The sequence below is a fragment of the Kitasatospora sp. NPDC101801 genome, from assembly GCF_044766665.1.
GTDB lineage: Bacteria > Actinomycetota > Actinomycetes > Streptomycetales > Streptomycetaceae > Kitasatospora.
The window spans coordinates 21,427-44,594 of sequence record NZ_JBIWML010000019.1 but is presented as its reverse complement, the minus strand read 5'-3'; the positions used below and the strand labels follow the sequence as shown (position 1 = coordinate 44,594).

Sequence of the window (23,168 nt, the reverse complement as noted above, 5' to 3'; positions counted from 1 at the left end):
CACCGCCGCCGGGAGGTCCTGTCCCTCCAGCGTGCTCCCGGAGCCGGGGTGGCGGCCAGGGTCAGTCCGGCCGGGGCGTGCACTCCTCCCGGCCGGTCTCGCGGTGCACCACCCTGGCCGGGCGGTCGGGGCCCCCGGGGACGACCTGCTGAGGACGTCCGCAGCGGGGGCAGATGAGCGGAATCTTGGGCATGGCGTCCTCCTTGCTCTTCAGTGTGCTCCGGACCACTCCCCGCCGGTATTGAACGCGTTCAGGGATGCCGTAGAGTCAGCGGCAGAAGAGCTTTGAACGCGTTCAACAGAGGGGGTGGCCGTCGTGACCGCGCTGGTCGACCTGATCGTGATGCTCGGCATGCTGGTCGTGGTGCCGCTCGGGCTCGGACTGCTCGGCGGGCCGGGCAGCGCCGCGCTGGCCAGGCTCTGGCCGCTCGCCGCGCTGCCCGGCGCCGTCGCGCTCTGGCTGCCGCGCGGGGCCACCGCCACCGCGCTGGCCTCGGTCTACGCGGCCGCCACCGTCGCGCTGGCCGCCCTCGCCCCGGCCCGGCTGGCCCGGCGCCGCTCGCTCGCCCCCGCCGAACTGGCGGCGCTCACCGCGCTGCTCGCCCCCTCGGTGGCCGGGCTCGCCCTGGTCGCCGAACGCTCCGGCACCCGGCTGCTCGGCTTCGACCTCGACATCCTGGCGCTCACCGTGCCGCACTTCCACTTCGCCGGTTTCACCGCCGCGCTGGTGGCCGGGCTGGTCTGCCGCAGCACCCGGAGCCGCCCCGGCCTGGGCCGGGCGGCGGCGCTCAGCGTGCCGGTCGGCACCCTGCTGGTGCTGGCCGGGTACTTCGTCGACGACTGGGCCGAGCTGGTCGGCGCCGTCGTACTGACCGCCGGGATGTGGCTGGTCGGCCTGCTCAGCTGGCAGGAGCTCGCCCGCCGGGCACCCGACCGGCTGACCGGGCTGCTGCTGCGCTGCTCGGCGGCCGTCCTGGTGGTCACCATGCTGCTCGCGCTCTGGTGGGCGCTCGGCGAGGCGACCGGCCTGACCCACCCCACCCTGACCTGGATGGCCGCCACCCACGGCCTCGGCAACGCGCTCGGCTTCGCGCTCTGCGCGCTGCTCGCCTGGCGCCGACTCAAGGAACTGGACCGATGACCGGAACTCGCACCACCACCTTCAACTACCCCGAGGTCGGCGCCACCCGCACCCCCGACCGGCTGCCCGAGGGCTACCACCTCCTCCGCCACCACGAGCTGATCGGCCACGGCCGCGCGGCGCTGGAGGCCGCCGGGGCGATGGTGACCGACTGGCGGATGCACCGGGGCACCGGCGCCACCGTCCGGACCGACGCCCGGGCGGCGGCGCCCGGAGTCCGGCTGACGGTCGGCCTCGGGATCGGGCGGCTGCCGTTCCGGGCACCCGCCGAGGTGGTCTGGACGGTCGCCGAGCCGGACCGGATCGGCTTCGCCTACGGCACCGTGGCGAGCCACCCGGAGCGCGGCGAGGAGTCGTTCATCGTGTCGATGGGCCCCGACCGGTCGGTCTGGTTCACCGTCACCGCGTTCAGCCGCCCCGCCTGCTGGTACACCCGGCTGGCCGGTCCGGTGGTCCCGCTGCTGCAACGGCTGTACGCCCGGCGGCTCGGCCTGGTGCTCCGCCGGGCGGTCACCCGGACCGGCTGAGCACCCCTCAGCCGAGCAACTCCCGGGCGTGGGCGGCGTACCGGACCGAGAAGTACGGGTTGCGGCGCAGCGCCGTCCGGAGCAGCTCGGCGGCCCCGGGCAGACCGAGCGCGTGCTCGATCACCCCGCCGCGGTACGCGCCGAGCGCCCCGGCGCCGCCCGCCTCGGCGGCGAACCGGATCTGCGGCAGCGCCTCCCCGTCCCGCCCGGCCCGGTGCAGCGCCCAGGCCAACTCCTCGGCCACCAGCGGGCTCTGGCGGCGCTGCCACTCCTCGGTCAGCAGCCGGACGGCCTCCGCCGGGTCGCCGTGATCGGCCAGGTAGCGGGCCAGCTGAAGGTCGACCGGGCCGGTGGCCAGCCGGGCCTCGGCCGCCAGGGTGGCCAACTGCTGCTCCGCCTCCGCCCGGTGTCCGTCGCTCAGCAGCAGCTCGGCGTACTCCAGCAGGAACTGCGGCTGCGGCACCCGGGTCACCAGCTCGGCGTACCGGCCCAGCGCCTCCTCGGTCCGGCCCGACGCGGCCGCCGTCCTGGCCAGTCCGAAGGCGGCGAAGTGGTCGTCCGGCTGCACCGCGAGCGCGTGCCGGTAGTGCTGCTCGGCCTGTTCCGGCCGGCCCTGCTCCCAGGCCAGGTCCCCCAGCCGGTGGGCGCTGAACCCCCGTTCGCCCGGCGTGACCGCCAGCTCCAGGGCCCGTTCCAGCGCGAGCACCGCCTCCTCGGTCCGCCCGTGCGTCTCCAGGTCGTACGAGGCGCGGGTGTACGCGGCCGTGGTGGGGGCCAGGTCCAGCAGGCGCTGGGTGGCGGCGGTGGCGGCCGGGAGGTGGCCGAGCTGGAGCTCGGCGTCCGCCAGCACCGCGTACCCGGCCGGCCGGTCGGGGGCCATGCCGGTGGCCCGCAGGCCGAACTCCCGGGCTGCCGCGAACTCGTGGCGGGCGTTGGCGAGCTGGCCGGAGCCGACCTGGGCCAGGTAGTTCCGCTCCGGACCCAGGTCGAGCGAGCGGGCCAGTGCCCGGTCGGCCTCCGCCAGCTGCCCGCTGTCCAGCGTGGTCCTGGCCCGGTCCACCGCCGCCAGCGCCAACTCGGCCCAGGCGGTGGCGTCCTGGGGCCGCTGCCCGGCGGCCAGCCGGGCAGCGGCCAGCCGGTCGGCGGGCGGCGGCGGGGCCACCACCGTCGCCGGGCCCGGGGCCGAGCCGCTCGGACCGAGCGTCAGCAGTCCGGCCGCACCGGCCAGCACCAGCGCGCCCCGGCCGACCGCGCCCGCCAGGCCGTACCGGCGGATCACGGGCCCGCGTGCGGCAGGTTGACGTAGGGGAAGACCGTCGAGGCGGGCTTCGGCTGCCAGTTGAAGGAGGGGGGCGGCAGCAGGTGCGCGGCGGAGCGGTCGGAGGGTTCGCCCTCCAGCATCCGCAGCAGCGGCACGTCGATCTCGTCGTTCAGGCGGCGGCCGTTGGGGTAGCCCTGGAGGTCGCCTGCCAGCACGCCGTACGGGTGCGGGTCGGCGCTGACCGGGGTGGTGAGGTTGAGCCGCAGCTGGTCGGCCCAGCGCAGGGCCGCCGGGTCGGCGTCGGCGTTCATCGCCTGGGTGTTCAGGTCGAGGCCGAACCGGGAGCCGTTGTCCCGGCCGAAGCCGCTGAGGAAGAGCGCCCGGATGTCGGTGCGCGGGCCGGCCGGGGCGGGGAAGCCCTGGGCCGCCTCGATCCGCCGGGGCGGCGCGGGGTCGAGCGCGGCGGCCAGGAACTCCTGTTCCTGCGAGTCGAGTTCGGCCGGGCGGGCGTTGAACCGGTCCTCCGGGCCGCCCGGCTGGGAGAGCCCGGCGAAGGTGCCCCAGAGCGCGAACACGATGTGCGGGTTGCCCAGCCGGCCGATCTGCCGGTAGCTCGCGGCCTGGGTCCGCAGGTCCCTGGCCAGGTCCGCGCCCTCGCGGGAGACGGTGGCCCAGACGCCGACCACCGGGTTGCGCTCCGGGTCGCCGTTCAGGGCGAGTTCGCGCTTGGGGAGCTGGAGCACCAGTGCGCCGACGTTCAGCGCGGAGAGCGGCCCGGCGGCGGGGAGCGCACCCGGCACCGGGCCGATGGTGCCGACGGTGAAGAGGCCGAACACCCGGCTGTCGGCGACGAACGGCTCGGCGATCTGGCCCGCCAGCGTCCGGCCGCCGCCGGGCAGGCTGCGGGTGGCCTCGCTGCGCAGCGCGGCGTAGTCGGGCATCAGCGCCAGACCGGTGTGGGTGGGTGCGGCGGTGCCGTCCGGGATCAGCGTCTCGGTCCGGCCGCCGCGGATCCGCTCCAGGGTGTAACGCTGCTTGAACAGCAGCGAGTTGTCGCGGAGTGAGCGCACCGGGCCGACCGCGATCGGACCGGCCCCGAACAGCCGCCGGTCCTCGTTCCGGAAGGTCCACCGGTAGGTGGTGTCCGGCTGCCCGGTGCCCCGGCCGTCCAGGTGCAGCTCGTACCTGGCCCGGGTGGCGAAGGGGTAGTTCAGCGGCCCGGCGCCCGGGAGCTGGCCGGGCTGGACGTCGACCACGATGGTCACCTGGTCGGGATCGTCCGGACTGGTGAAGGCGAACACGTCGGTGATGTTCGCCTGCCCGTCGGCCAGCACGGCGGGCGAGTCGAAGTGTCCGCCGGCCCGGCTGCGGCCGAGCAACGGGCCGCCCAGCGAGGCGGCGGCCAGGGTGGCGACGGCACCGCCGAGGAACATTCGGCGGCTCGGACGGTGGGCACCGGCGGACATGGCGGCTCCAGGGAGTGCGGTGGACCTGCCCAAATGCCCTTCGTGGCAGCGGCTTTGGGCAGCAAGGGGCCGGCCCGTTGCCCGGACGGCCAGGGCAAACCTAGGCCCGAGTGGATCTTCACGCACTCCACACCCGCCAACTCCCACGGACGGGTCACGCAATTCCTCCGTCCGGCCCAACTTCAGCCGCAGACCGTACCTCTCCAGCGTCATGCGTACACGGATCGACCGGCATCACCGCTAGCCTTCGAGCGCATCCCCCGACCAGCGCCCGTCGGCCCTGACTCGGCGCGCCCGCATGCCCATCACCCCGCTGCGGTCGGCGAGTTGCCCGTCCAGTCAAGGAATCATATGAAACTACGTCAACTCTTCTCGGTGCTCTTCGCGGCGCTGCTGATGACCGTGGCCGCCCCCGGCCCGGCGCAGGCGGCCGGCCCCCCCGCCCGGCCCGTACGTCTCCCCCTGGGGCACCGCGCAGGTCGAGTGGGCACCGAGCTTCCGGGCCCGGCTGGCCGAACAGGCGGTGGAGATCACCCCGATCGCCCCCGTCACCGCGCTGCCGGACGACCGGGGCATCATCAGCGACATCGGCTGGACCTCGGGCGACTACATCGACCTGGAGAACTTCGGCCGGGTGTACTACCCGGGCGGGGTGACCCTCGGCAACCCGCAGACCAACGGCAGTTGGACCATGGACGAGTTCTGGCTGCGGTTCTGGCCGGAGCGCGGCCTCTCCTCCCAACTGGTGGTCAACGGCGTCAAGTCGCCGACCGAGCAGCTGTTCTGCTCGTACACCCTGCGGGACGCCTTCGGCTCCGGCTGGGGCCTCACCTTCGGCGGCGTCCGGACCGCGAAGGTCCCGCTGACCCTGACCGAGGTCGGCGCCGCCACCCTCAACGAGGCGCTCGGCACCTCGTTCTCGGCCGGGGAGCCGTTCGGCGTCCTCTCCGGCACCTTCCGCTACCTCCCCTGACCCGACCCCCTCTTCAGGAGCCCGCACATGCGCGTCTTCCGCAAGCTCGCCATCGCCGCCACCGCCCTCGCCCTGGCCGCCCCGGTCGTCCTGGCCCCGACCGCGCAGGCGTCCGCACCGGCCACCCGAGGCGCCGAGCAGCGCGCCAACCGGATCTACATCTCCCCCTGGGGCAGCGCCCAGGTCCGGGTCAGTGACACCACCAAGGCGTGGCTGATCGCCAACGACATCAAGCTCGGCGCGATCGAGCCGTTCACCCTGGACGCGGACGGGTTCGGCTTCAACATGCCGATCGGCTCCACCGCCGGGGACCACCTGGACGAGAAGGGCCGGATCTTCTACCCCGGCGGGATCACCCTGAAGCAGGAGAGCAGCCAGACCTTCGTCGAGCTGGTGCCGACCTGGATCCGGATCATGCCCCAGCCCGGCTACGCGGCCGGCGTCAAGGTGAACGGGGAGAAGCTCAGCGACGAGACGCTGATCGCCTACACCACCCCGGCCGAGGTGATCGCCAACGGCCGGCCCACCCTGACCGGCTTCAAGCTCGACCGGGTGCCGTTCCACGTCACCGGCGACGCCGCCAAGCTGACCGAGGCGTACTTCGGCGACGCCCTCGCGGAGGACTCGATGTTCGGCACCCTGACCCCGAACTTCGACTACGTGCCCACCAACTAGGCCGGAATAGCACGGCGGACCGGACCGTTGACGTCGACGCAGACCGCACCGGGACGAGAAGGGCAGGAAGGCCGATATGAGCACCGTCGAACTGACCACCGAGAACTTCGACGAGGTGATCGGAGGCGCTGACGACAAGAACTTCGTCTTCATCGACTTCTGGGCCGGCTGGTGCGGCCCCTGCGTACGGTTCGCGCCGGTCTACGAGAAGGCCGCCGAGCGCCACTCCGACATCGTCTTCGCCAAGGTCGACACCGAGGCGCAGCGGGAGCTGGCGGCGGCCTTCGACATCCAGTCGATCCCGACCCTGGCGATCATCCGGGACGGCACGCTGGTCTTCTCCCAGGCGGGTGCGCTGCCCGCACCGGTGCTGGAGGACCTGATCGGCAAGGCCCGCGAGCTGGACATGGACGAGGTCCGGGCCAAGGTCGCGGCGGAGAAGGCGGAGACGGCCGAGAAGGCCGAGCAGCACTAGGCCACCGCGAGGAACGTGGGCGGGCCCGGGGACGAGACCGGGCCCGCCCTCCGCCTGCCCGGAGCATTCAGACCCGGGCGGCCAGCCCGTCCAGCAGCAGCCCGAGCGCCAGCTCGAAGCCGCGCTCGTCCAGTCCGCCGCCCCGGGCGGCCGACTCCGTGAGCGCCTCGGCCAGGGCCGGGTACTCCGGACGGTACTCCTCGGCGGGGCGGGCGAACCCGGCGGTGAAGGTCTCCAGCGCGGAGCCGAGCACCAGGTAGTCCAGCGCGGCCGCCGCCTCCGCCGCGTCGGCCGGCCCCAGGCCGGCCCGACCTAGCGCGGCCAACAGTGCTTCGTAGCCCAGCAGTTGGCGGTCGGCCTCGACCCGGCGGCGGGCCAGCAGGGCGATCGTGTTGGGGTGCCGGCGGAAGACCGCACGGTAGCCCCGGGCGTACCCGGCGATGCCGTCCCGCCACTGCGGGTCGGCCAGCGGGGCGAGGTCGATCTCGGCGTTGACCAGCTCGGCGAGCGAGTCGAGCAGCTCGTCCTTCCCGGCCACGTGGTTGTAGAGCGAGGCGGCCTTGACCCCGAGCCGCTCGGCCAGCGCCCGCATGGTGAGGCCGTCCGGACCGGTCTCGTCCACCACGGCGAGCGCCGCCCTGGCGATGATCTCCCTGCTCAGCAGTGCCCTGCTGGGTCTCCCCACGTCCCCGCCCTCCGCCCGTGCCGTCGCCCGCACCGGCGTCCGTCCGCCGGTCCGGCCACGTTACAGCCTGCCGCCGGGCGGCTTCGGGGCGCAGGCGGCGCCCGCCCGGAGCGCGGCGGGGGTCGTGACGGGGGTCGTGGCGGAAATTCGGTTGACCCGGCCAACCGGCGGCGCTGCACTGTGCCAGGCAGCACGCGTCGTGGTGCCGGTGTTCCCGGGGAGGCAGCAGCAGCGATGGAAATCCGTCCCATCACCGACCAGGACCTCGACGTCTTCGTCGACACGCTCCACACCGCGTTCGGGCGCTTCCCGGAGACCCCGGCCGAGGGCGGTGGCGGGCTCTGGTGGTCGGCGCTCGAAGCGGACCGCTGCCTGCTCGCCGTGACGGCGGACGGCCGGCCCGTCGGCACCGCCGGGGCGTACCCGTTCGAACTCACCCTGCCCGGTGGGGCCTTGGCCCCGGTCTCCGGGGTGACCGCGGTCGGCGTGCTCCCGTCGCACCGACGCCGGGGCGTGCTCAGCGCGATGATGCGGCATCAGCTCGGCGAGCTGCGGGCCCGCGGGGAGTTCCTCTCCGTCCTGCTGGCCTCCGAGGCGCTGATCTACCGTCGGTTCGGCTACGGCCCGGCCACCTACACGGCACGGATCACGGTGCCGCGCCTGGACGGCGCGTTCGCCGCGCCCCGGGCGCGCGGAGCGGGCGACGCACCGGCGGCCGGCTCGGTGGAGGTGCTCCGCCGCAGCGAGTGCGGCGAGCTCCTCGAGGCGATCTACGACCGGTACCGCCGCGCGCAGCCCGGCGCGCTGTCCCGGCCGCACCGCTGGTGGCGCCTGGGCGCGGGACAGCCCCCGGTCTCCTCGGCGCCGCGCCACGTCGCCGTCCACCGCGACGCCGACGGCGTCCCGGACGGGTACGCCAGCTACTCGCTCGGCGACGGCGGCACCTTGACGGTCGACGAGACCATCGCCACCGATGACGCGGCCGGCACCGCCCTGACCCGGTTCGCGCTCGACCACGACCTGGTCACCCGGGTGGTGTTCAAGCACCTCCCGCCCGGGCACCCGCTGCGCTGGCAGCTCACCGACTTCCGGGCCGCCGAGGTCGGCAACGACACCGACTGGCTCTGGGTGCGCCTGCTGGACGTGCCGCGCGCGCTCACCGCCCGCGACTGGGCCACGGACGGCGAGCTCGTCCTCGACGTCGACGACCCGTTCCTCGGCGAGCACGGCCGCTACCTGCTGACCGTCCGGGACGGCAAGGCCGACTGCGTCCCGACCGACCGGGAGCCCGACCTGACCCTGGACGTGAGCGACCTCGGCTCGGTCTACCTCGGCGGCACCGCCCCGAGCACGCTCGTCCGGGCCGGACACGTCCGGGCCCACCACCCGGGCTCGGCCGCCCTCGCCGACGCCCTGTTCCGCGCCGAGCGCACGCCGCACTGCCTGCACTGGTTCTGACCCCGTTCCGACCGCACCCGCGCCGACATGAAGCGGCCGAACCGGGGCAGCCGAACCGGTGAGGACACGTCGGCCCGGGAGCGGCCCGGGGCGGCGCGCGAGTGGAATGGGATCCGTATGAGCGGCATGGAGATCTGGCAGTTCCGTTCCACCTCCGGCCACATCGCCGGGGGTGATCTGATCGGCTTCCACGTGGAGGCGACGGACGGCCACATCGGCAAGATCGACAAGCTCTCCGAGCAGGCCGAACACTCCTACCTGGTGGTCGACACCGGCCCGTGGATCTTCGGCAAGTACGTTCTGCTGCCGGCCGGGACCGTGGTCCGGGTCGACGAGGCGGCCCGGAAGGTCCACGTCGACCGCACCAGGGACGAGATCAAGGGTGGCCCCGAGTTCGACGGGCAGCACCACGAGGTCGACCCCCACTACCGGGAGCGGTTCGCCACCTACTACGGCCCGTTCCACGGCGAGCCGATGCCCTGACCCGCCGTCATGCCATCGCCCGCGTCGGGCCGCCACCGTCCGGCAGCCCGACGACACCTGCGCAGCCGGCCGCATCGACCCCACCAGGGAGCACCCCGATGAACCGTTCCGTCCCGCCCCAGCTCTCCACCGCCGAACTGGCCTCCGAAGCCGCGGAGTTGATCCGCGCCGCCGGGCTGGCCGCCCAGCCCGGCGGCCCACCCGGCCTGCTCCACCTCGCCGACGCGGCGCACGTGGTCGGCGCGCTGGCCGGCCTGACCGCCCGGCTCCCCGAACTGCTCGACCAGGTCGCCGCCTTCCTGAGCAGCGAACAGGCGACCGGCCGGATCGGCCCGCAGCCCACCCGGAACGACCACGCCGGTGCGGAGTTCGACGCCATCCGGCTGGCCCGCGACGCCCGCGAGCACCTCTACGAGGCGGGCCGCACCGCCGCCCTCCTCGCCGAGTCGGTCGCGGCAGCCAGCACCGCCCTCTCCCCCATGGGAGCCACCCGCACGGCGGGCGGTCCGACCACCCCGCACGTCTGACTTCCTGAGGCGTCGGGGCGATCCGCTCGCCCAGGCGCCCGACCCGTTCGCGGGCGACGGCCCCGCGTTCGGCCGACCGCTGCGGAAGCGCATCCGCCGTGGTCCTCCCCGTGACGTACTGACACCCTCTGCGGTGCATCATGTCGGTTCGGGCGGAGGAAATCTGACGGAACGTCACATGCGCAGCGGTCAGGGCGGGTGCACCCCCGGGGGCGAGGGCCGGCCGACCGGCCTGCTCACCCGACCGGCCGTCGGCGCAGCCTTCCCTGCCGGACGCGGTCGACCACGGGCGCGGCGCGACCGGCGAGCCGGCCGAGACCGTAGCCGGCGGCGGTGCCGAGGACGGCCCCGAGCACGACGTCCTGCGGGTAGTGCACGCCGACCAGCACCCGGGAGGCACCCATCGCGACGGCCAGCAGCAGCGCGAGCCCGCCCAGGCGGCGGTCGACCTGCCACAGGACGGCCGCGCCCGCGAAGACGATGACGGTGTGGTTGCTGGGCAGCGACCAGTCACCGGCGCCGGGGCAGGCTTCGAGGGTCCGCCCCGCGTCCAGCACCTGGCACGGCCGTGGCTCACGCAGCACCGACTTGAGGAGCGTGTCGGCGGCGAACGCCAGCGCGACCGCCGGCGGGGCGGCCAGGGCCCGCGCCAACACCGCGCTGTCGGCCCGGCGGGCGCGCCACCAGGCGGCGGTCATCAGCACCGCCAGCAGGACCACGCCGTAGGCGGAGAACGCCGCGACGGCGTGCTGTACCGGTACGGGCAGGTGCTGGGCCCAGTGGTCGATCCGCAGGTACAGGCCGCCGCCGAGCGGACGGCCGTCCAGGGCGAGCGCGCGCACGGGGCCGGTCACCGCGCCCTGACCTGGCGGCGGGAGCGCAGCACCTCCAGCAGGAGGGGCAGCAGGGAGACGGCGACGACCACCGCGATGATCGGCAGCAGGTAGCGGTCGACGTTCGGGACCGAGGACCCGAGTGCGTAGCCGCTCAGCACCAGACCGACCGTCCACACCAGGCCGCCGACGACCTGCCAGAGGGTGAAGGTCCGGGCGCTGACGCCGAGCGCGCCGGCCAGCGGGTTGAGCACGGTGCGCACGACCGGGACGAAGCGGGCGAGCACCACGGCCTTGCCGTGGCCGTACCGGTCGAGAATCTCCTCGGCGCGCCGGGTGCCTTCGTGCAGGTGCTTGCTGCGGGAGCGGGCGAGCAGGGCGCGCCCGCCGCGGCGTCCGATCAGGTAGCCGACCTGGGCGCCGGTGAGGGCGCCGACCACGGCGGCGGCGAGGACCTGGCCGAGGTGGAGGTGGGGGCCGCTGTGCGCGCCGGTGGTGCAGAGCAGACCGGCGGTGAACAGCAGCGAGTCGCCGGGCAGGAAGAACCCGACGAGCAGCCCGGTCTCGGCGAACATGACCACGGCGATGCCCAGTGCGCCGAACGCGGCCAGCAGCGAACCCGCGTCCAGCGGGTTCAGGGCCAGCAGGGTGGAGGAGGAGAGCATCGTGAGGCGCCTTTCCGGATGGGACGGTGCGGCCGGTGACACGTCCTGCGGTGGTGCGCGGCATCGTGCCGGGGCCGTCGTGTCCAGCATGACCGGGTCGGGCTGAAGGGTTCCTGAAGACCTGAAGGCGTCTTCAGCTCCCGCCGTCGGCCACCTGACACCCTGGGGGTATGCGCGTACTGGTGGTGGAGGACGAACGGCGGCTGGCCCTGGCGATCAAACACGGGCTGGAGGTCGAGGGCTTCAGCGTCGACATCGTGCACGACGGCCTCTCCGGGCTGGCCCGCGCCACCGACCACGCCTACGACGTGATCATCCTCGACATCATGCTCCCCGGCCTCAACGGCTACCGGGTCTGCTCCCGCCTACGGGCCGCCGGGAGCGACGCGGGCATCCTGATGCTCACCGCCAAGGACGGCGAGTGGGACGAGGCCGAGGCGCTGGACACCGGCGCGGACGACTACCTCTCGAAGCCGTTCTCCTTCGTCGTCCTGGTCGCCCGCCTCAAGGCACTCGCCCGCCGCATCGGCTCCCGCGCACCGCGCCGCACCGTCCTCGGCGACCTGGTGGTGGACTCCGCCGCGCGGACCTGCACCCGTGCCGGTACGCCGATCGCCCTGACGCCCCGTGAGTTCGCGCTGCTCGACCAGCTCGCCCGCCAGGCCGGTGAGGTGGTCTCCAAGCGGGACATCCTCGAATTCTGGGACAGCGACCCCGACGGCGACCCGAACACCGTCGAGGTGCACATCAGTGCCCTGCGCCGGAAGATCGACGCTCCGTTCGGACGCTCCGCCGTCCAGACCGCGCGCGGGGCCGGCTACCGGCTGGCGGCCGACGGTGGCTGACGACCCGGCGGGGCTCCGCGCCGTCCGGCGCATCGTGCACCGGATCTCGGAGCGGGCCCGGCGCAGTCCGCGCGCCGCCGCAGCCCTGCGCCGGCTCGCCCCGCGGTCGGTCCGGACCCGCACCACGATCGCGGCCTGCCTGGGCGTCGCCGTGGTCCTGCTGGTCGCCTCCGCGGCCGTGCTGGTCCTGCTCCGCGTCAACCTGGAGCGCACCGTCGAGGCGGGGGCCAGGGAGCAGGCGCAGGTGGTGGCCGGGATCGCCGCCGACGGACATCTTCCCGACCAGCTCCCGCTCGGCCACGGCACCGACTTCATCCAGGTCACCGACGCCGCCGGCACCGTCATCGCCGCCAGCCAGAACCTGGCGGGCCGCCCCGCCCTCACCCCGGCCGACGGCGCGGACGGCCATGACGTCTTCGACCTCGCCGGGCTCGGCGACGAGCACCACCAACGCGTCGCCACCCTGACCACCGGCACCCCGACCGGCCCCGTCACCATCCGGGTCGGCGCGTCCCTGCACACCGCCGACACCGCCGAGGACCTCACCACCGCCGCCCTCGCCGCACTCAGCGCCCTGCTGATCGCCACGGTCGGCGCGGTCACCTGGCGGGCGACCGGCCGTGCCCTGCGCCCCGTCGAGTCGATCCGTGCCGAGGTGGCAGCCATCGGCGACCGCGACCTCGACCGTCGCGTCCCCGATCCGGGCAGCGACGACGAGATCGCCCGGCTCGCCCACACCATGAACGGCATGCTCGACCGCCTCGAAGGCGCCGGCATCCGCCAGCGCCGCTTCATCGCGGACGCCTCCCACGAACTGCGCAGCCCGCTGGCCGTCCTGCGCACCCAGCTCGAGGTCGCCCACACCCATCCCGACCCGGCGGTGCGCGCGGACATGGTCGCCGGAGCCCTCCAGGACACCGACCGCCTCCAGTCCCTCGCGGCCGATCTGCTGCTCCTCGCCCGCCTGGACGCCGCCGGCCACGACGGCCGCTCGGAGCCGGTCGACCTCGCCGACCTGGTCGGCACCGCCGCCACCCGGGCCGGGCAGCGCCCCGGGATCACGCTCGACCTGGCAGACCGGCCGATCGTCACCGGCAACCCGCTGTGGCTCGGCCGGCTGCTCACCAACCTCCTCGACAACGCCGGGCGCCACGCCCGCAGCCGCGTCACCGTGCACCTCTCGTTCGACCCGCAGACCGCGCAGGCCGTCCTGGACGTCGGCAACGACGGCCCCGCCATCGATCCCGCCGACCGCGAGAAGGTCTTCGAGCGGTTCACCCGTCTCGACCACGCCCGCAGCCGCGACGACGGCGGCACCGGCCTCGGTCTCCCCATCGCCCGCGACATCGCCGCCCTCCACGGCGGCACCCTGACCGTCCTCGGCACCCCGGACGGCTGTACGTTCCGCACCCGCCTGCCCGCCCACCTCCAGCCGGAGCCGTTCCGGGCGACCCCGCTCGGTGCTCCGCCCGGAGACCCGTAAGGTTTGCTTAGGCATACCTAATCAACAGCCCGAGGGCACCCGGGCGGGGACATCGGCAGGGCGGGGAGCGCAATGGAGCACGGCAGCCAGGGGGCCAGGCGCCCGCACGGCGAACTGGTCGCGGACGTGCTGGCGCTGCTCTGGGCGGCCGACGGCCCGATGACGCCCCAGCAGGTCAACGCGGCGCTCGACCGGAACCTGGCCAGGACCACGGTCACCACCATCCTGATCCGCCTGCACGAGAAGGGCACCCTGGTCCGGGTGCGCTCGGGGCGCGGCTTCGCCTACTCGGCGGCCGACGACGCCGCCGGGCTCGCCGCCGGCCGGATGCGCCGCGAGCTCGACGGCGAGGCCGACCGGGACCTGGTGCTCAAGCGGTTCGTCTCTGCCCTCTCCGAGGGGGACGAGGACGTCCTGCGCCTCCTCCTCCAGCAGTCCGGGACGCCCGAGGACGGCGGATGACCCTCGCCCTGCTGCTCGTCCTGCCGGCCCTGGTGTTTCCCTGGGGCGCGGCGGCGGCAGCCCGTCGGCTCGCCGCCGTCCTCCCTCCGCGCGAGGCGTGCGCCGCGCTCACCGGGACCGGGGTGCTCGCCGCCGGTGGCACCGGGGCGGCGCTGTTCGGGCTCGCCCAGGTCCCGTTCCTGGCCGGCCTCGAACAGCTCTCGCTGACCCAGGTGGCGACCGAGTGGCCGGCCGCCGTCCCCGTCGCCTGCCTCGCCGCGGCGGTGCTGGCGACCCAGCTGCTCCTGGTGGCACGCCGCTGGATCGAGCACCGCGCGCTGCTCGCCCGCGCCTGGGCAGCCACCGCCGAAGCCGAGGCCGCCGACGACCTGCTGGTGCTCCCGGGCGAGAGCCCCGACGCCTTCGCCCTGCCCGGCCGGCGGCGCAACACCGGACGCGTGGTGGTGACCAGGGGCATGCTCCAAGCGCTCAGCGCGGAGGAGCGCGAGGTCCTGCTGGCCCACGAGCGCGCCCACCTGACGGGCCGTCACCACCTGCTGTCCGTCACCGTGTACCTGGCCACCGCCGTCCACCCGGCCCTGCGCTCCCTGCGCCCGGCGCTGGACTTCCACCTGGAGCGCTGGGCGGACGAGGCGGCCGCCGCATCGGTGGGCGACCGCCGCCTGGCCGCGACCGCCATCGCCCGGGCGGCCCTTGCCGGGGCCTCGGCCGCCCGGCAGCGCCGAGATCCGCTGCTGGCGATGGCCACCGGACCGGTGCCGGAACGCGTCGCGGCCCTGCTCGGGCCGGCGCCCACCCGTCCCACTGCGCGCGGCGCCCGGGCCGCGGCCCTGGGGCTGACCCTGGCGGTGGTCGCCTCCGCCCTGGTGGCATCGGGGCTGGCGTACGGGTTGCACGAGTACGTGGAACTGGCCGCCGAGGCGATCCGCGGGCGCTGACCGAGCCGCACGCGACGGCTGACCGGGCCGGGGCCGCAGCCGCCGATCACACCGTTGCAGGTACCTCGACGCCCGGGTGGCACCACCCTGCCCACCGGGCCCGCCCGAGCTCGGGGCTTTCGACCGGAGCGCCTCTCGGCACCGGACCGGTCGGCCGCAGGACCGGCTGCCGGTGGTCCCGGTGACACCGGTGGTCGGCGGGCGACGAAAAGTATCAGTCGAGTGTCGACCCCTTCCGTACTCCCCGGTCAGCGGCTACCGTCCCCGACTAACAAAGTTAGTTTTATGACGGCAAGGTGGCCCCCCGATGACCGAGAGAACCGTCCCCTCCTCCGACGCCGAGCGGCTGGCCGCCCTCGGCTACCGCCAGGAGCTGCGCCGCAGCCTCGGCGTGCTCGGCAACATCTCGATGGGCTTCGCCGTGGTCTCCCCGGTGGTGGGCCTCTACGCGGTGGCCCAGGTCGGCATGAGCATCCGGGGCGGTGCCTGGGTCTGGGCCCTGCCGGTCTGCCTGCTCGGCCAGCTGCTGGTGGTCGCGGTGTACTCCGAGCTCGCCTCGCAGTGGCCGCTGGCCGGCGGTGCGTACCAGTGGGCCCGGCGGCTGGTCGGACCCGGCTTCGCCTGGATGAGCGGCTGGCTCTGGCAGTTCGCGGTGATGTTCGCCAACACCACGGTCGCCTACCTGGCCGCCCCCTGGCTGTTCGCGCTGGTCGGGGCCACCCCCACGCCGGCCGGACTGGTGCTGGTGGCCGCCGGGTTCATGCTCTGCTGCACGCTGGTCAACGCGTACGGGATCAACCTGCTGCGCTGGTTCGTCTCGGCCGGGATCGCGGCCGAACTGATCGCCTCGGTGCTGGTCGGCCTGGCCCTGCTGCTGTTCTTCCGGCAGCACGGCTTCGCCCTGCTCACCGACAGCCTGGACGCCTCCGCCGTCACCGGGACTGGCGGGCTCGGCTCGCTGCTGGCCGTGATCGCGGTCGGCGGCTGGGCCTTCATCGGCTTCGACGCCTGCGTCTCCACCGCGGAGGAGACCAAGGACGCCGCCCGCCAGGTGCCGCGCGCGATGCGCTGGGCGCTGCTCAGCGTCGGCGTGGTGGTGATCCTGAACGCCGTCTCGGTGGTGCTCGCCCACCCCGACCCGGCCGCCGTGGTCTCCGGTGCGGACCTCGACCCGGTCACCACCGCCGTGGTGACCGGCTTCGGCGACTGGGCGGCCAAGCCGTTCGTCCTGGTGGTCGTGGTCAGCTTCACCGCCTGTCTGATGGCCTCCCAGGGCGGGGCCGCCCGTGGCCTCTACTCGCTCGCCCGGGACGGCGTCTTCCCGTTCTCCCGCCAGGTCCGCAGGGTGAACCGGCGGCAGGCCCCGATCGGCGGGCTGGTCGCCGCCACCCTGGTCAGCGCCGCCGCGCTGCCGCTCGGCCTGGAGTCCACCGCGATCGGCAGCCTGATCACCTTCGGCAGCGCGGCCACCTTCCTGCCGTTCTTCCTGCTCAGCGTGGCCGCCCTGACCGCCAGGCTGCGCGGCAGCTGGCGCCCGGCCGGCGCGCTCTCGCTCGGCCGCTGGGGCACCCCGGTGAACCTGCTCGCCGTGCTCTGGACCGGCTTCGAGGTGGTCAACATCTGCTGGCCGCGCGCCGTCCTGGTGCCGCCGGGCGCCCCCTGGTACCAGGTCTGGGCCGCCCTGCTCGGGGTCGGGCTGGTCACCCTGGCCGGCTTCGGCTACCTGCTGGTGCGCCGGCCCCAGCGCCTGATGACCGGTCAGCCCGACCCCGTGACGGCCTGACGGTCACTGCTGCCAGGACCGCCAGAGCGCCGCGTACGGACCGTCGGCGGCGACCAGTTCGTGGTGGCTGCCGAGCTCGGTGAGCCGGCCGCCCTCCATCACCGCGACCCGGTCGGCGTCGTGCGCGGTGTGCAGCCGGTGGGCCACCGCGATCACCGTCCGGCCCGCCAGTACGGCGGCCAGCGCCCGCTCGGTGGCCCGGGCGGCGGTCGGGTCCAGCAGCGCGGTCGCCTCGTCCAGGATCAGCGTGTGCGGATCGGCCAACACCACCCGGGCCAGCGCGAGTTGCTGCGCCTCGGCACCGCCGAGCCGGTGGCCGGCCGAGCCGAGGTCGGTGTCCAGACCGTCCGGCAGCGGGTGCGTCCAGCCCACCGCGTCCAGCGCGGCCAGCAGGTCGCCGTCCCCGGCCTCGGGGGCGGCGATCCGCAGGTTGTCCCGGACGGTACCGAGGAAGACGTGGTGCTCCTGGGTGACCAGCACCACCTGGCGGCGCAGCGCCTCCGGGTCGAGGTCGGCGATCGGCACCCCGCCGACCGTCACCCGGCCGGTGCGCGGCCGGTCCATCCCGGCCAGCAGCCGGCTCAGCGTGCTCTTGCCGGAACCGGACGGGCCCACCACGGCCAGCCGTTCGCCCGGACGGACCGTCAGCTCCACCCCGTGCAGCACGTCCGGGCCGCCGTCGTAGCCGTAGCGGACGTCGCTGACCTCGATCCGGTCGTCCACCGGCGTCCCGGCGCCGCCGGCCCCGGCCCGGGGCGCACCGGCGATCCCCTCCACCCGGGCGAACGAGGCGCCGCTGCTCTGGAGTTGCTCGACCTGGAGCAGCACCACGTCCAGCGGGTCGGCCAGCCGGCGCAGGTACATCGCGGTGGCCACCACCGAGCCCAGGCTGAGCACGCCGTGCGCGTGCAGCGGGCCGCCGATCAGCAGCACGATGGCCACCGGGACCAGGTAGGAGGCGTCGATCACCGGAAAGAACACGCTGCGCAGGAAGAGTGTCCGCAGCCGGGCCCGCCGGGCGGTGGCGATCGCCCGCTCGGTCGCCTCGGTCCGGCGCTGCTGGAGGCCGAGCGCGTCCACCGTCCTGGCCCCGGCGGCGGTGGCGGCCAGCACCTCGGCGACCACGGAGTTGGCCGCGCCCTCGGCCAGGTAGGCGGTGCGGGCCCGGCGCAGGTACCAGCGGGTGCCGAACCAGAGGCCGGCCAGCCCGAGGGTGCCGCAGGCGCCGAGCAGCGGGTTGATCACGAAGACCGCGCCGAGGATGAACAGCACCTCCAGTGCGGCGATGAAGACCCGGGGCGCGGAGTCCCGCAGGGTGGTGCCGACCTCCGCCACGTCGGTGGTGCCACGGGCCGTCAGATCGCCGGTGCCCGCCCGCTCCACCACGGTCGGCGGCAGGTCGAGGGCCCGCTCGACGAACTGCTCCCGGACCCGGGCGGAGGTCCGCTCGCCGATCCGGTGGCCGAGGTAGCGGGCCTGCCGGGTAAGCAGCAGTTGCAGCACGGCGCAGACCACCACCGCCCCGGCCAGCCGGTCCACGGTGGCGACGGTCGCACCGGAGCCGACGCCGTCGATGATCCGGCCGAGCAGCGCGGGGCCGGCCAGCCCGGCGGCGGCGGCCAGCACGTTCAGCGCCAGCACCCAGGCCAGCGCCCGGCGGTCCTGCCGGATCAGACCCCGGGCGGCGCGGCGCACCTCGGGCACGCCCGCGACCGGGAGTTGGTGCGCGGTGCCGGTGGCTGCGGTGGTCATCGGACGGCCTCCTCGGCGGTACGCGGATCGGGCAGCTCGGCGGCGGCCTCGGTGACAGGCTCGGTGACGGGCTCGGCGGAGGTCTCCTCCCGGGTGACCAGGGCCCGGTAGCCCGGGTGGTCGCGGAGCAGCTCGCGGTGCGGCCCGGTCGCCGCCACCCGGCCGTCCACCAGGTGCACGACGGTGTCGGCCCGGTCCAGCAGCAGCGGTGAGGTGCTGCTGACCAGGGTGGTCCGGCCAGCCCGGAAGGCCCGCAGCCCGGCGGCCATCGCCGCCTCGGTGTGCGAGTCGACGGCCGAGGTCGGCTCGACCGCGAGCAGGATCTCCGGGTCGGCCAGCAGCGCCCGGGCCAGCCGCAGCCGCTGCCGCTGACCACCCGACAGGTTGCGGCCCTCGGCGTCCACCGGCGATTCGAGCCCGGCGGGCAGCCCGCGCAGCACGTCCAGCGCGGCCGCCGCCTCGAGCGCCTCCAGCAGCGCCTGGTCGGCCGGCTCCTGCCGGCCGCCGAGCAGCTCCCGGAGCGACCCGGCGAACAGGGCCGCCTCGTTGTCGGCGAGCACGATCCGCTCGCGCACGGTCGCCAGCTCGATCCGGTCCAGCCGGGCGGCGCCCCAGGTGGGCCCGTCCTCGGCGGTGTCGGCGAACCGGGCCAGCCGGTCGATCACCGCGGCGGCGTCGCCGGGACGGGCACAGGCCAGCACGGTGAACCGGCCGGGGATCACCTCGACCCCGGAGCCGGGGTCGACCAGCGGCTCGGCCCCGTCCGGCGCCGGGACGCCCGAGCCGGCCGGACGGGGCGTCAGAGCGAGGAAACGCACCGTACGGCGGGCCGCCACCAGGGCCCGGCTGAGGTCCTGGCCGCCCTCGATCATGAACCAGACCGGTATGTTCAGCGCCGCCGTGTACCCGTACACCGCGACCAACTGCCCGACCGTGATGCTCCCCTGCGCCGCCAGCCGGGCGGCCGCCCAGGTCACCACGGCCAGGAACAGGATCGGCAGCCCGGCCCCGAGCGACTGGATCCAGCTGGTCACCGCGCCGACCCGGTAGCCGTCCGCCAGCAGCTGCTGCGAGTCCTGCCGGTACCTGGCCGCGTACACGTCCTTGCCGCCCAGCCCGTGCAGCACCCGCAGGCCGCCGACCAGGTCCTCGAACCGGCCGGCCAGCCGGCCCTGCCGTTCCCGGTACCGGGACTCGGCGCCCTGGAGCCGGCCGAGCAACGGCCCGATCAGCAGCGCGAGCAGCGGCACACCGAGCAGCACCAGCACCGCCAGCAGCGGGGAGATGGCCAGCAGCAGCGCCGCGACCACCAGGTACGCGAGCACCGCGCCGACGCCCGGGCCGGTCATGGTCAGGGTCGCGCTCATCCGCTGCACGTCCGCCACGCCGATGGTGACCACCTCACCGGCGGCGGTCTTCCCGGACAGCACCGAGCCGAGCCGGACGGCTTGCCTGATCACCACCCTGACGGTGCGGAAGGTGGCGTCCATCCGGACCTTGGTCATCGTGCGGTGCCTGGCCACGCCGATCAGCGCGGTGGTCGTGCCGACCGCCACCAACGCCAGCGACCAGCCGACCAGCGCGCCCGGCCGCCCGGCCTTCAGCCCATCGTCGACCGCCCTGGACAGCAGGTAGGACGGGAGGATCAACCCCAGCATCCAGAGCGTGCCGAACACCGCACCGGCCGCCACCCGGCCGCGCTGACTGGCAGCCAGCCACCAGAGGTACCGTCCGGCACTGCGCACGTCCGGCTCGCCCGGATCCTGATTCAGCTGGGTCACCGCCGTACCCTAACCGCCGGGCCCGCCGCCGGGCCGCCGAATTCTCGGCCGCCGAGGTGGCCCGCCGCCCTGGTGGGAGGCGCCCGGGTCACCCCCGGTGCGGGCGGGCACCGTCCGCGACACGCCGGGTCAGGCACTGGCGGCCCGTGCCGCACCGGGCGCAGGATGGGCCCGGTACCGGCCGGTCGAGCGAGAGCGTGAAGCGATGAGCCCCAAGCCCGAGCAGTACGACGTGGTGGTCCTCGGCGGAGGTCCGACCGGCGAGAACCTGGCCGACCGGGCCAAGGCCGCCGGGTTGAGCACCGTTCTGGTGGAGAGTCAGCTGATCGGCGGCGAGTGCTCGTACTGGGCCTGCATGCCGAGCAAGGCGCTGCTCCGCCCCTGGCTGGCGCTGGCGCACGCCCGGGCCCTGCCGGGCACCCGGCAGGCCGTCACCGGGGAGCTGGACGCGGCCGCCGTGCTGGCCCGCCGGGACGAGTTCACCTGGCACTGGCACGACGACAGCCAGGTCGAGTGGCTCCGCTCCACCGGGATCGACCTGGTCCGGGGCCACGGCCGGCTGGCCGGTGAGCGGTCCGTCCTGGTGGACGGCGAACGGCTGCTGACGGCCCGGCACGCGGTGGCGGTCTGCACCGGCACCCGGGCCGGCCTGCCCGAGGTGCCGGGGCTCGCCGAGGCCCGCCCGTGGACCAGCCGGGACGCCACCAGCGCGGCCAAGGTGCCGGGACGGCTCGCGGTGGTCGGCGGCGGCGTGGTGGCGGTCGAGATGGCCACCGCCTGGCAGGGATTGGGCTCCCGGGTGACCCTGCTGGTGCGCGGCGGCGGTCTGCTGGACCGGATGGAGCCGTTCGCCGGCGAGCTGGTCGCGGCAGGGCTGACCGCTGCCGGGGTGGACGTCCGCTTCGGCGCCGACGTCACCCGGCTGGCCCGGACCGGCGGCGAGGTGACGCTCACCCTCGGGGACGGCGGCACGGTGGTCGCCGACGAGGTGCTGTACGCGACCGGGCGGGTGCCGCGCACCGACGACATCGGTCTGGAGACCGTCGGGCTGACACCCGGGTCCTGGCTGGACGTGGACGACTCCTGCCTGGTGCGGGCGGTCGAGGGCGACTGGCTGTACGCCGCCGGGGACGTCAACCACCGGGCGCTGCTGACCCACCAGGGCAAGTACCAGGCCCGGATCGCCGGGGCCGCGATCGGCGCCCGGGCGGCCGGCTCGGCCGTCGACACCTCGCGCTGGGGCCCGCACGCCGCCACCGCCGACACCGCCGGGGCGCCCCAGGTGGTGTTCACCGAACCGGAGGCGGCCGCGGTCGGCCTGAGCCTGGCCGAGGCGGAGCGGGCCGGGCTGCGGGTCCGCGCGGTGGACCAGGAGATCGGCAACGTGGCGGGCGCCTCGCTGTACGGCGACGACTACCGGGGCACCGCCCGGCTGGTGGTCGACCTGGACCGGGACGTGATCGTCGGCGCCACCTTCGTCGGCCCCGCCGTCGCCGAGCTGCTGCACTCCGCCACCGTCGCCGTGGTGGGCGAGGTGCCGATCGCCCGGCTCTGGCACGCGGTTCCCGCTTATCCGACCATCAGCGAGGTCTGGCTGCGGCTGCTGGAGAGCCTGCGGGGCTGACCGTTCGCTCGCAGGCGGGAAAAAGCACGTACACGCAGGACTTGACGGTGGTTCGTGTGCTACTCAAGGGAACTGTCGGAACTCGACGCCGAGTTGACACTCCTGGAGGAGCACACGATGCACCAGCCGGACGAGGCCACGTCCCGTCGTTCCTTTCTGGGCCTGGCCGGCGCGGCCGCCGCGGGCTCGGCCACCCTGCTGCAGGTCATGACGGGAGCCGTCCCGGCCACGGCGGCCACCGCCACCGACGGGCTGACCGCACCGGCCTCCCAGGTCGGCGCCGGCCGGACGGTGGCGGTCCTCGGGGCCGGTCCGGCCAGCCTGGCGGCGGCGCTCCGGTTCACCGAGGCCGGGTACCAGGTGCCCGACACCGGGGAGCGCTGACCACACCCGCCTCGGCCCGACCGGCGCCTTCGGCCGGCCCCGGCCGCACCGGTCAGGCGAGGTCGACGGCGGCGTCCATCTCCCAGAGCAGCACCTCGGCACCCGCCGGCCCCGCCGTGATCCGCTGCCCCTCGGCGCCGCCGATCCGCGCGGCGTCGCCCTCGTGGAGCAGGCCGCTGCCCTCCAGGGCGAGTTCACCGCGCGCCACGTACAGGTGGGCGAACGGGGCGGTGACGGTGTCGAGCGTCTCGGACGGCCGGAGCCGGGCCACGTGCAGGGCGGCGTGCTGCTGCCGGATGCCGATCGCGCGCTGGTTGGCGTGCTTGGGCATCCCGGACGCCAGTGTAGTCCAACCACCCTGGCCCAGCTGGTCGTTGATGTCGAGTTGCTCGTAGCCGGGGGCGATGCCGGCCGCGTCCGGGATCACCCACATCTGGATCAGCCGGACCGGGTCACGGTGCTCGGGCTCGCCGGTGAGCGTCCAGGAGTCGTTCTTCTCGCTGTGCAGGATGCCCGCGCCCGCGCTCATCCGCTGGGCCAGGCCCGGGTAGATGACGCCGTTGTTGCCCTCGGAGTCCTGGTGGACCAGGCCGCCGTCGAGCACCCAGGTGATGATCTCCATGTCCCGGTGCGGGTGGGTGTCGAAGCCGGTGCCGGGGGCGATCACGTCGTCGTTGGAGACCAGCAGCAGCCCGAAGTGCGTGTTGGCCGGATCCCAGTGCCGGGAGAAGGAGAACGAGTGGTGCGACTCCAGCCACCCGGCCCTGGTGTGGAACCGCTCGCCCGCCCGGCGGATGTCGATCGTGGAGGCCATCGGACCAACCCTTCTCTCGCTGTTGTTGAATCCTAAACCACAACGGTCCCCGTCCGCATTCCCGGCGCGCTCCCGTGCACGGCCGGGCCACCCGGAGCAGACTGGCGAGCGGGATCTGCCCGACACTCACAGG

At 74.7% G+C, this 23,168-nt stretch carries 24 protein-coding genes; 15 read left to right on the top strand and 9 right to left on the bottom strand.

All coding sequences use genetic code 11. The annotated features are described in order from the left end of the window. Positions 1-61 precede the first annotated feature (61 nt). Entirely contained in the window at positions 62-193 is a 132-nt protein-coding gene (locus ACIRPK_RS21265; protein ID WP_403040825.1) for a hypothetical protein, read from the bottom strand. Positions 194-316: 123 nt separating this feature from the next. Between ACIRPK_RS21265 and ACIRPK_RS21260 the strand changes: the two genes are divergently transcribed. Further along, entirely contained in the window at positions 317-1,141 is an 825-nt protein-coding gene (locus ACIRPK_RS21260; protein ID WP_403040824.1) for a YndJ family protein, read from the top strand. Next, entirely contained in the window at positions 1,138-1,668 is a 531-nt protein-coding gene (locus tag ACIRPK_RS21255; protein ID WP_403040823.1) for a DUF1990 family protein, read from the top strand. Before ACIRPK_RS21260 ends, ACIRPK_RS21255 begins: the two co-directional genes overlap by 4 nt. 7 nt (positions 1,669-1,675) lie before the next feature. Here the strand turns inward: ACIRPK_RS21255 and ACIRPK_RS21250 are convergent, their stop codons facing one another. After that, the gene (locus ACIRPK_RS21250) at positions 1,676-2,947 is read right to left on the bottom strand and encodes a tetratricopeptide repeat protein (protein WP_403040822.1); all 1,272 of its coding nucleotides are present in this window, start codon (positions 2,945-2,947) and stop codon (positions 1,676-1,678) included. After that, positions 2,944-4,395, bottom strand: coding sequence for a DUF4331 domain-containing protein (locus ACIRPK_RS21245; protein ID WP_403040821.1), 1,452 nt, complete (start codon positions 4,393-4,395; stop codon positions 2,944-2,946). The genes ACIRPK_RS21250 and ACIRPK_RS21245 overlap by 4 nt, the downstream gene beginning before the upstream one ends. A 523-nt stretch (positions 4,396-4,918) precedes the next feature. On the opposite strand from ACIRPK_RS21245, the gene ACIRPK_RS21240 reads away from it, so the two are divergent. The 3 genes from ACIRPK_RS21240 to ACIRPK_RS21230 all read left to right on the top strand — a co-directional run bounded on the left by ACIRPK_RS21240 (position 4,919) and on the right by ACIRPK_RS21230 (position 6,518). Continuing rightward, the gene (locus ACIRPK_RS21240; RefSeq protein ID WP_403040820.1) at positions 4,919-5,368 is read left to right on the top strand and encodes a hypothetical protein; all 450 of its coding nucleotides are present in this window, start codon (positions 4,919-4,921) and stop codon (positions 5,366-5,368) included. Between the two features lie 27 nt (positions 5,369-5,395). After that, the gene (locus ACIRPK_RS21235) at positions 5,396-6,043 is read left to right on the top strand and encodes a hypothetical protein (RefSeq protein ID WP_403040819.1); all 648 of its coding nucleotides are present in this window, start codon (positions 5,396-5,398) and stop codon (positions 6,041-6,043) included. A gap of 76 nt (positions 6,044-6,119) precedes the next feature. Further along, positions 6,120-6,518 (top strand): thioredoxin family protein, encoded by a 399-nt coding sequence (locus tag ACIRPK_RS21230; protein WP_403040818.1) that lies wholly within the window; start codon positions 6,120-6,122, stop codon positions 6,516-6,518. A 67-nt stretch (positions 6,519-6,585) separates the two neighbouring features. On the opposite strand, the gene ACIRPK_RS21225 is transcribed toward ACIRPK_RS21230, so the two are convergent. Beyond that, positions 6,586-7,203 (bottom strand): TetR/AcrR family transcriptional regulator C-terminal domain-containing protein, encoded by a 618-nt coding sequence (locus ACIRPK_RS21225; protein ID WP_403040817.1) that lies wholly within the window; start codon positions 7,201-7,203, stop codon positions 6,586-6,588. A 234-nt stretch (positions 7,204-7,437) separates the two neighbouring features. Here ACIRPK_RS21225 and ACIRPK_RS21220 point away from each other — a divergent pair, with 234 nt between their 5' ends. From ACIRPK_RS21220 to ACIRPK_RS21210, 3 genes are all read left to right on the top strand, one after another. Next, positions 7,438-8,661 (top strand): GNAT family N-acetyltransferase, encoded by a 1,224-nt coding sequence (locus ACIRPK_RS21220; RefSeq protein WP_403040816.1) that lies wholly within the window; start codon positions 7,438-7,440, stop codon positions 8,659-8,661. Positions 8,662-8,778: 117 nt separating this feature from the next. Next, positions 8,779-9,144, top strand: a complete 366-nt coding sequence (locus ACIRPK_RS21215; protein WP_403040815.1) for a PRC-barrel domain containing protein — start codon at positions 8,779-8,781, stop codon at positions 9,142-9,144. Between the two features lie 98 nt (positions 9,145-9,242). Continuing rightward, entirely contained in the window at positions 9,243-9,671 is a 429-nt protein-coding gene (locus ACIRPK_RS21210; protein ID WP_403040814.1) for a hypothetical protein, read from the top strand. 236 nt (positions 9,672-9,907) lie between these two features. Here the strand turns inward: ACIRPK_RS21210 and ACIRPK_RS21205 are convergent, their stop codons facing one another. Together ACIRPK_RS21205 and ACIRPK_RS21200 are read right to left on the bottom strand one after the other, a co-directional pair. Next, the gene (locus ACIRPK_RS21205; RefSeq protein ID WP_403040813.1) at positions 9,908-10,525 is read right to left on the bottom strand and encodes a phosphatase PAP2 family protein; all 618 of its coding nucleotides are present in this window, start codon (positions 10,523-10,525) and stop codon (positions 9,908-9,910) included. Next, positions 10,522-11,169, bottom strand: a complete 648-nt coding sequence (locus ACIRPK_RS21200) for a DedA family protein (RefSeq protein ID WP_403040812.1) — start codon at positions 11,167-11,169, stop codon at positions 10,522-10,524. The genes ACIRPK_RS21205 and ACIRPK_RS21200 overlap by 4 nt, the downstream gene beginning before the upstream one ends. A gap of 170 nt (positions 11,170-11,339) precedes the next feature. Here ACIRPK_RS21200 and ACIRPK_RS21195 point away from each other — a divergent pair, with 170 nt between their 5' ends. From ACIRPK_RS21195 to ACIRPK_RS21175, 5 genes are all read left to right on the top strand, one after another. Then, a complete protein-coding gene (locus ACIRPK_RS21195; RefSeq protein ID WP_403040811.1) occupies positions 11,340-12,014 on the top strand; it encodes a response regulator transcription factor in 675 nt (224 codons plus the stop codon). Then, positions 12,007-13,497, top strand: coding sequence for a sensor histidine kinase (locus ACIRPK_RS21190; RefSeq protein ID WP_403040810.1), 1,491 nt, complete (start codon positions 12,007-12,009; stop codon positions 13,495-13,497). The genes ACIRPK_RS21195 and ACIRPK_RS21190 overlap by 8 nt, the downstream gene beginning before the upstream one ends. Before the next feature lie 72 nt (positions 13,498-13,569). Further along, positions 13,570-13,959: a BlaI/MecI/CopY family transcriptional regulator gene (locus tag ACIRPK_RS21185; protein WP_403040809.1), complete on the top strand. Its 390-nt coding sequence runs from the start codon at positions 13,570-13,572 to the stop codon at positions 13,957-13,959. Continuing rightward, a complete protein-coding gene (locus tag ACIRPK_RS21180) occupies positions 13,956-14,897 on the top strand; it encodes a M56 family metallopeptidase (RefSeq protein WP_403040808.1) in 942 nt (313 codons plus the stop codon). The genes ACIRPK_RS21185 and ACIRPK_RS21180 overlap by 4 nt, the downstream gene beginning before the upstream one ends. Positions 14,898-15,204: 307 nt before the next feature. Further along, on the top strand, positions 15,205-16,680 hold the full coding sequence (locus ACIRPK_RS21175) for an APC family permease (protein WP_403040807.1): 1,476 nt from the start codon (positions 15,205-15,207) through the stop codon (positions 16,678-16,680). A 3-nt stretch (positions 16,681-16,683) separates the two neighbouring features. On the opposite strand, the gene ACIRPK_RS21170 is transcribed toward ACIRPK_RS21175, so the two are convergent. Both ACIRPK_RS21170 and ACIRPK_RS21165 read right to left on the bottom strand, forming a co-directional pair. Further along, positions 16,684-18,432 carry an ABC transporter ATP-binding protein gene (locus ACIRPK_RS21170; protein ID WP_403040806.1) on the bottom strand — a complete coding sequence of 583 codons (1,749 nt, stop codon included), beginning with the start codon at positions 18,430-18,432 and terminating at the stop codon, positions 16,684-16,686. Further along, a complete protein-coding gene (locus tag ACIRPK_RS21165; RefSeq protein ID WP_403040805.1) occupies positions 18,429-20,213 on the bottom strand; it encodes an ABC transporter transmembrane domain-containing protein in 1,785 nt (594 codons plus the stop codon). The genes ACIRPK_RS21170 and ACIRPK_RS21165 overlap by 4 nt, the downstream gene beginning before the upstream one ends. A 205-nt stretch (positions 20,214-20,418) precedes the next feature. Here ACIRPK_RS21165 and ACIRPK_RS21160 point away from each other — a divergent pair, with 205 nt between their 5' ends. Further along, entirely contained in the window at positions 20,419-21,837 is a 1,419-nt protein-coding gene (locus tag ACIRPK_RS21160; RefSeq protein WP_403040804.1) for a dihydrolipoyl dehydrogenase family protein, read from the top strand. A 117-nt stretch (positions 21,838-21,954) separates the two neighbouring features. Continuing rightward, the gene (locus ACIRPK_RS21155) at positions 21,955-22,221 is read left to right on the top strand and encodes a twin-arginine translocation signal domain-containing protein (RefSeq protein WP_403040803.1); all 267 of its coding nucleotides are present in this window, start codon (positions 21,955-21,957) and stop codon (positions 22,219-22,221) included. Positions 22,222-22,273: 52 nt separating this feature from the next. On the opposite strand, the gene ACIRPK_RS21150 is transcribed toward ACIRPK_RS21155, so the two are convergent. Beyond that, entirely contained in the window at positions 22,274-23,035 is a 762-nt protein-coding gene (locus ACIRPK_RS21150) for a pirin family protein (protein ID WP_403040802.1), read from the bottom strand. Positions 23,036-23,168: the final 133 nt, after the last annotated feature.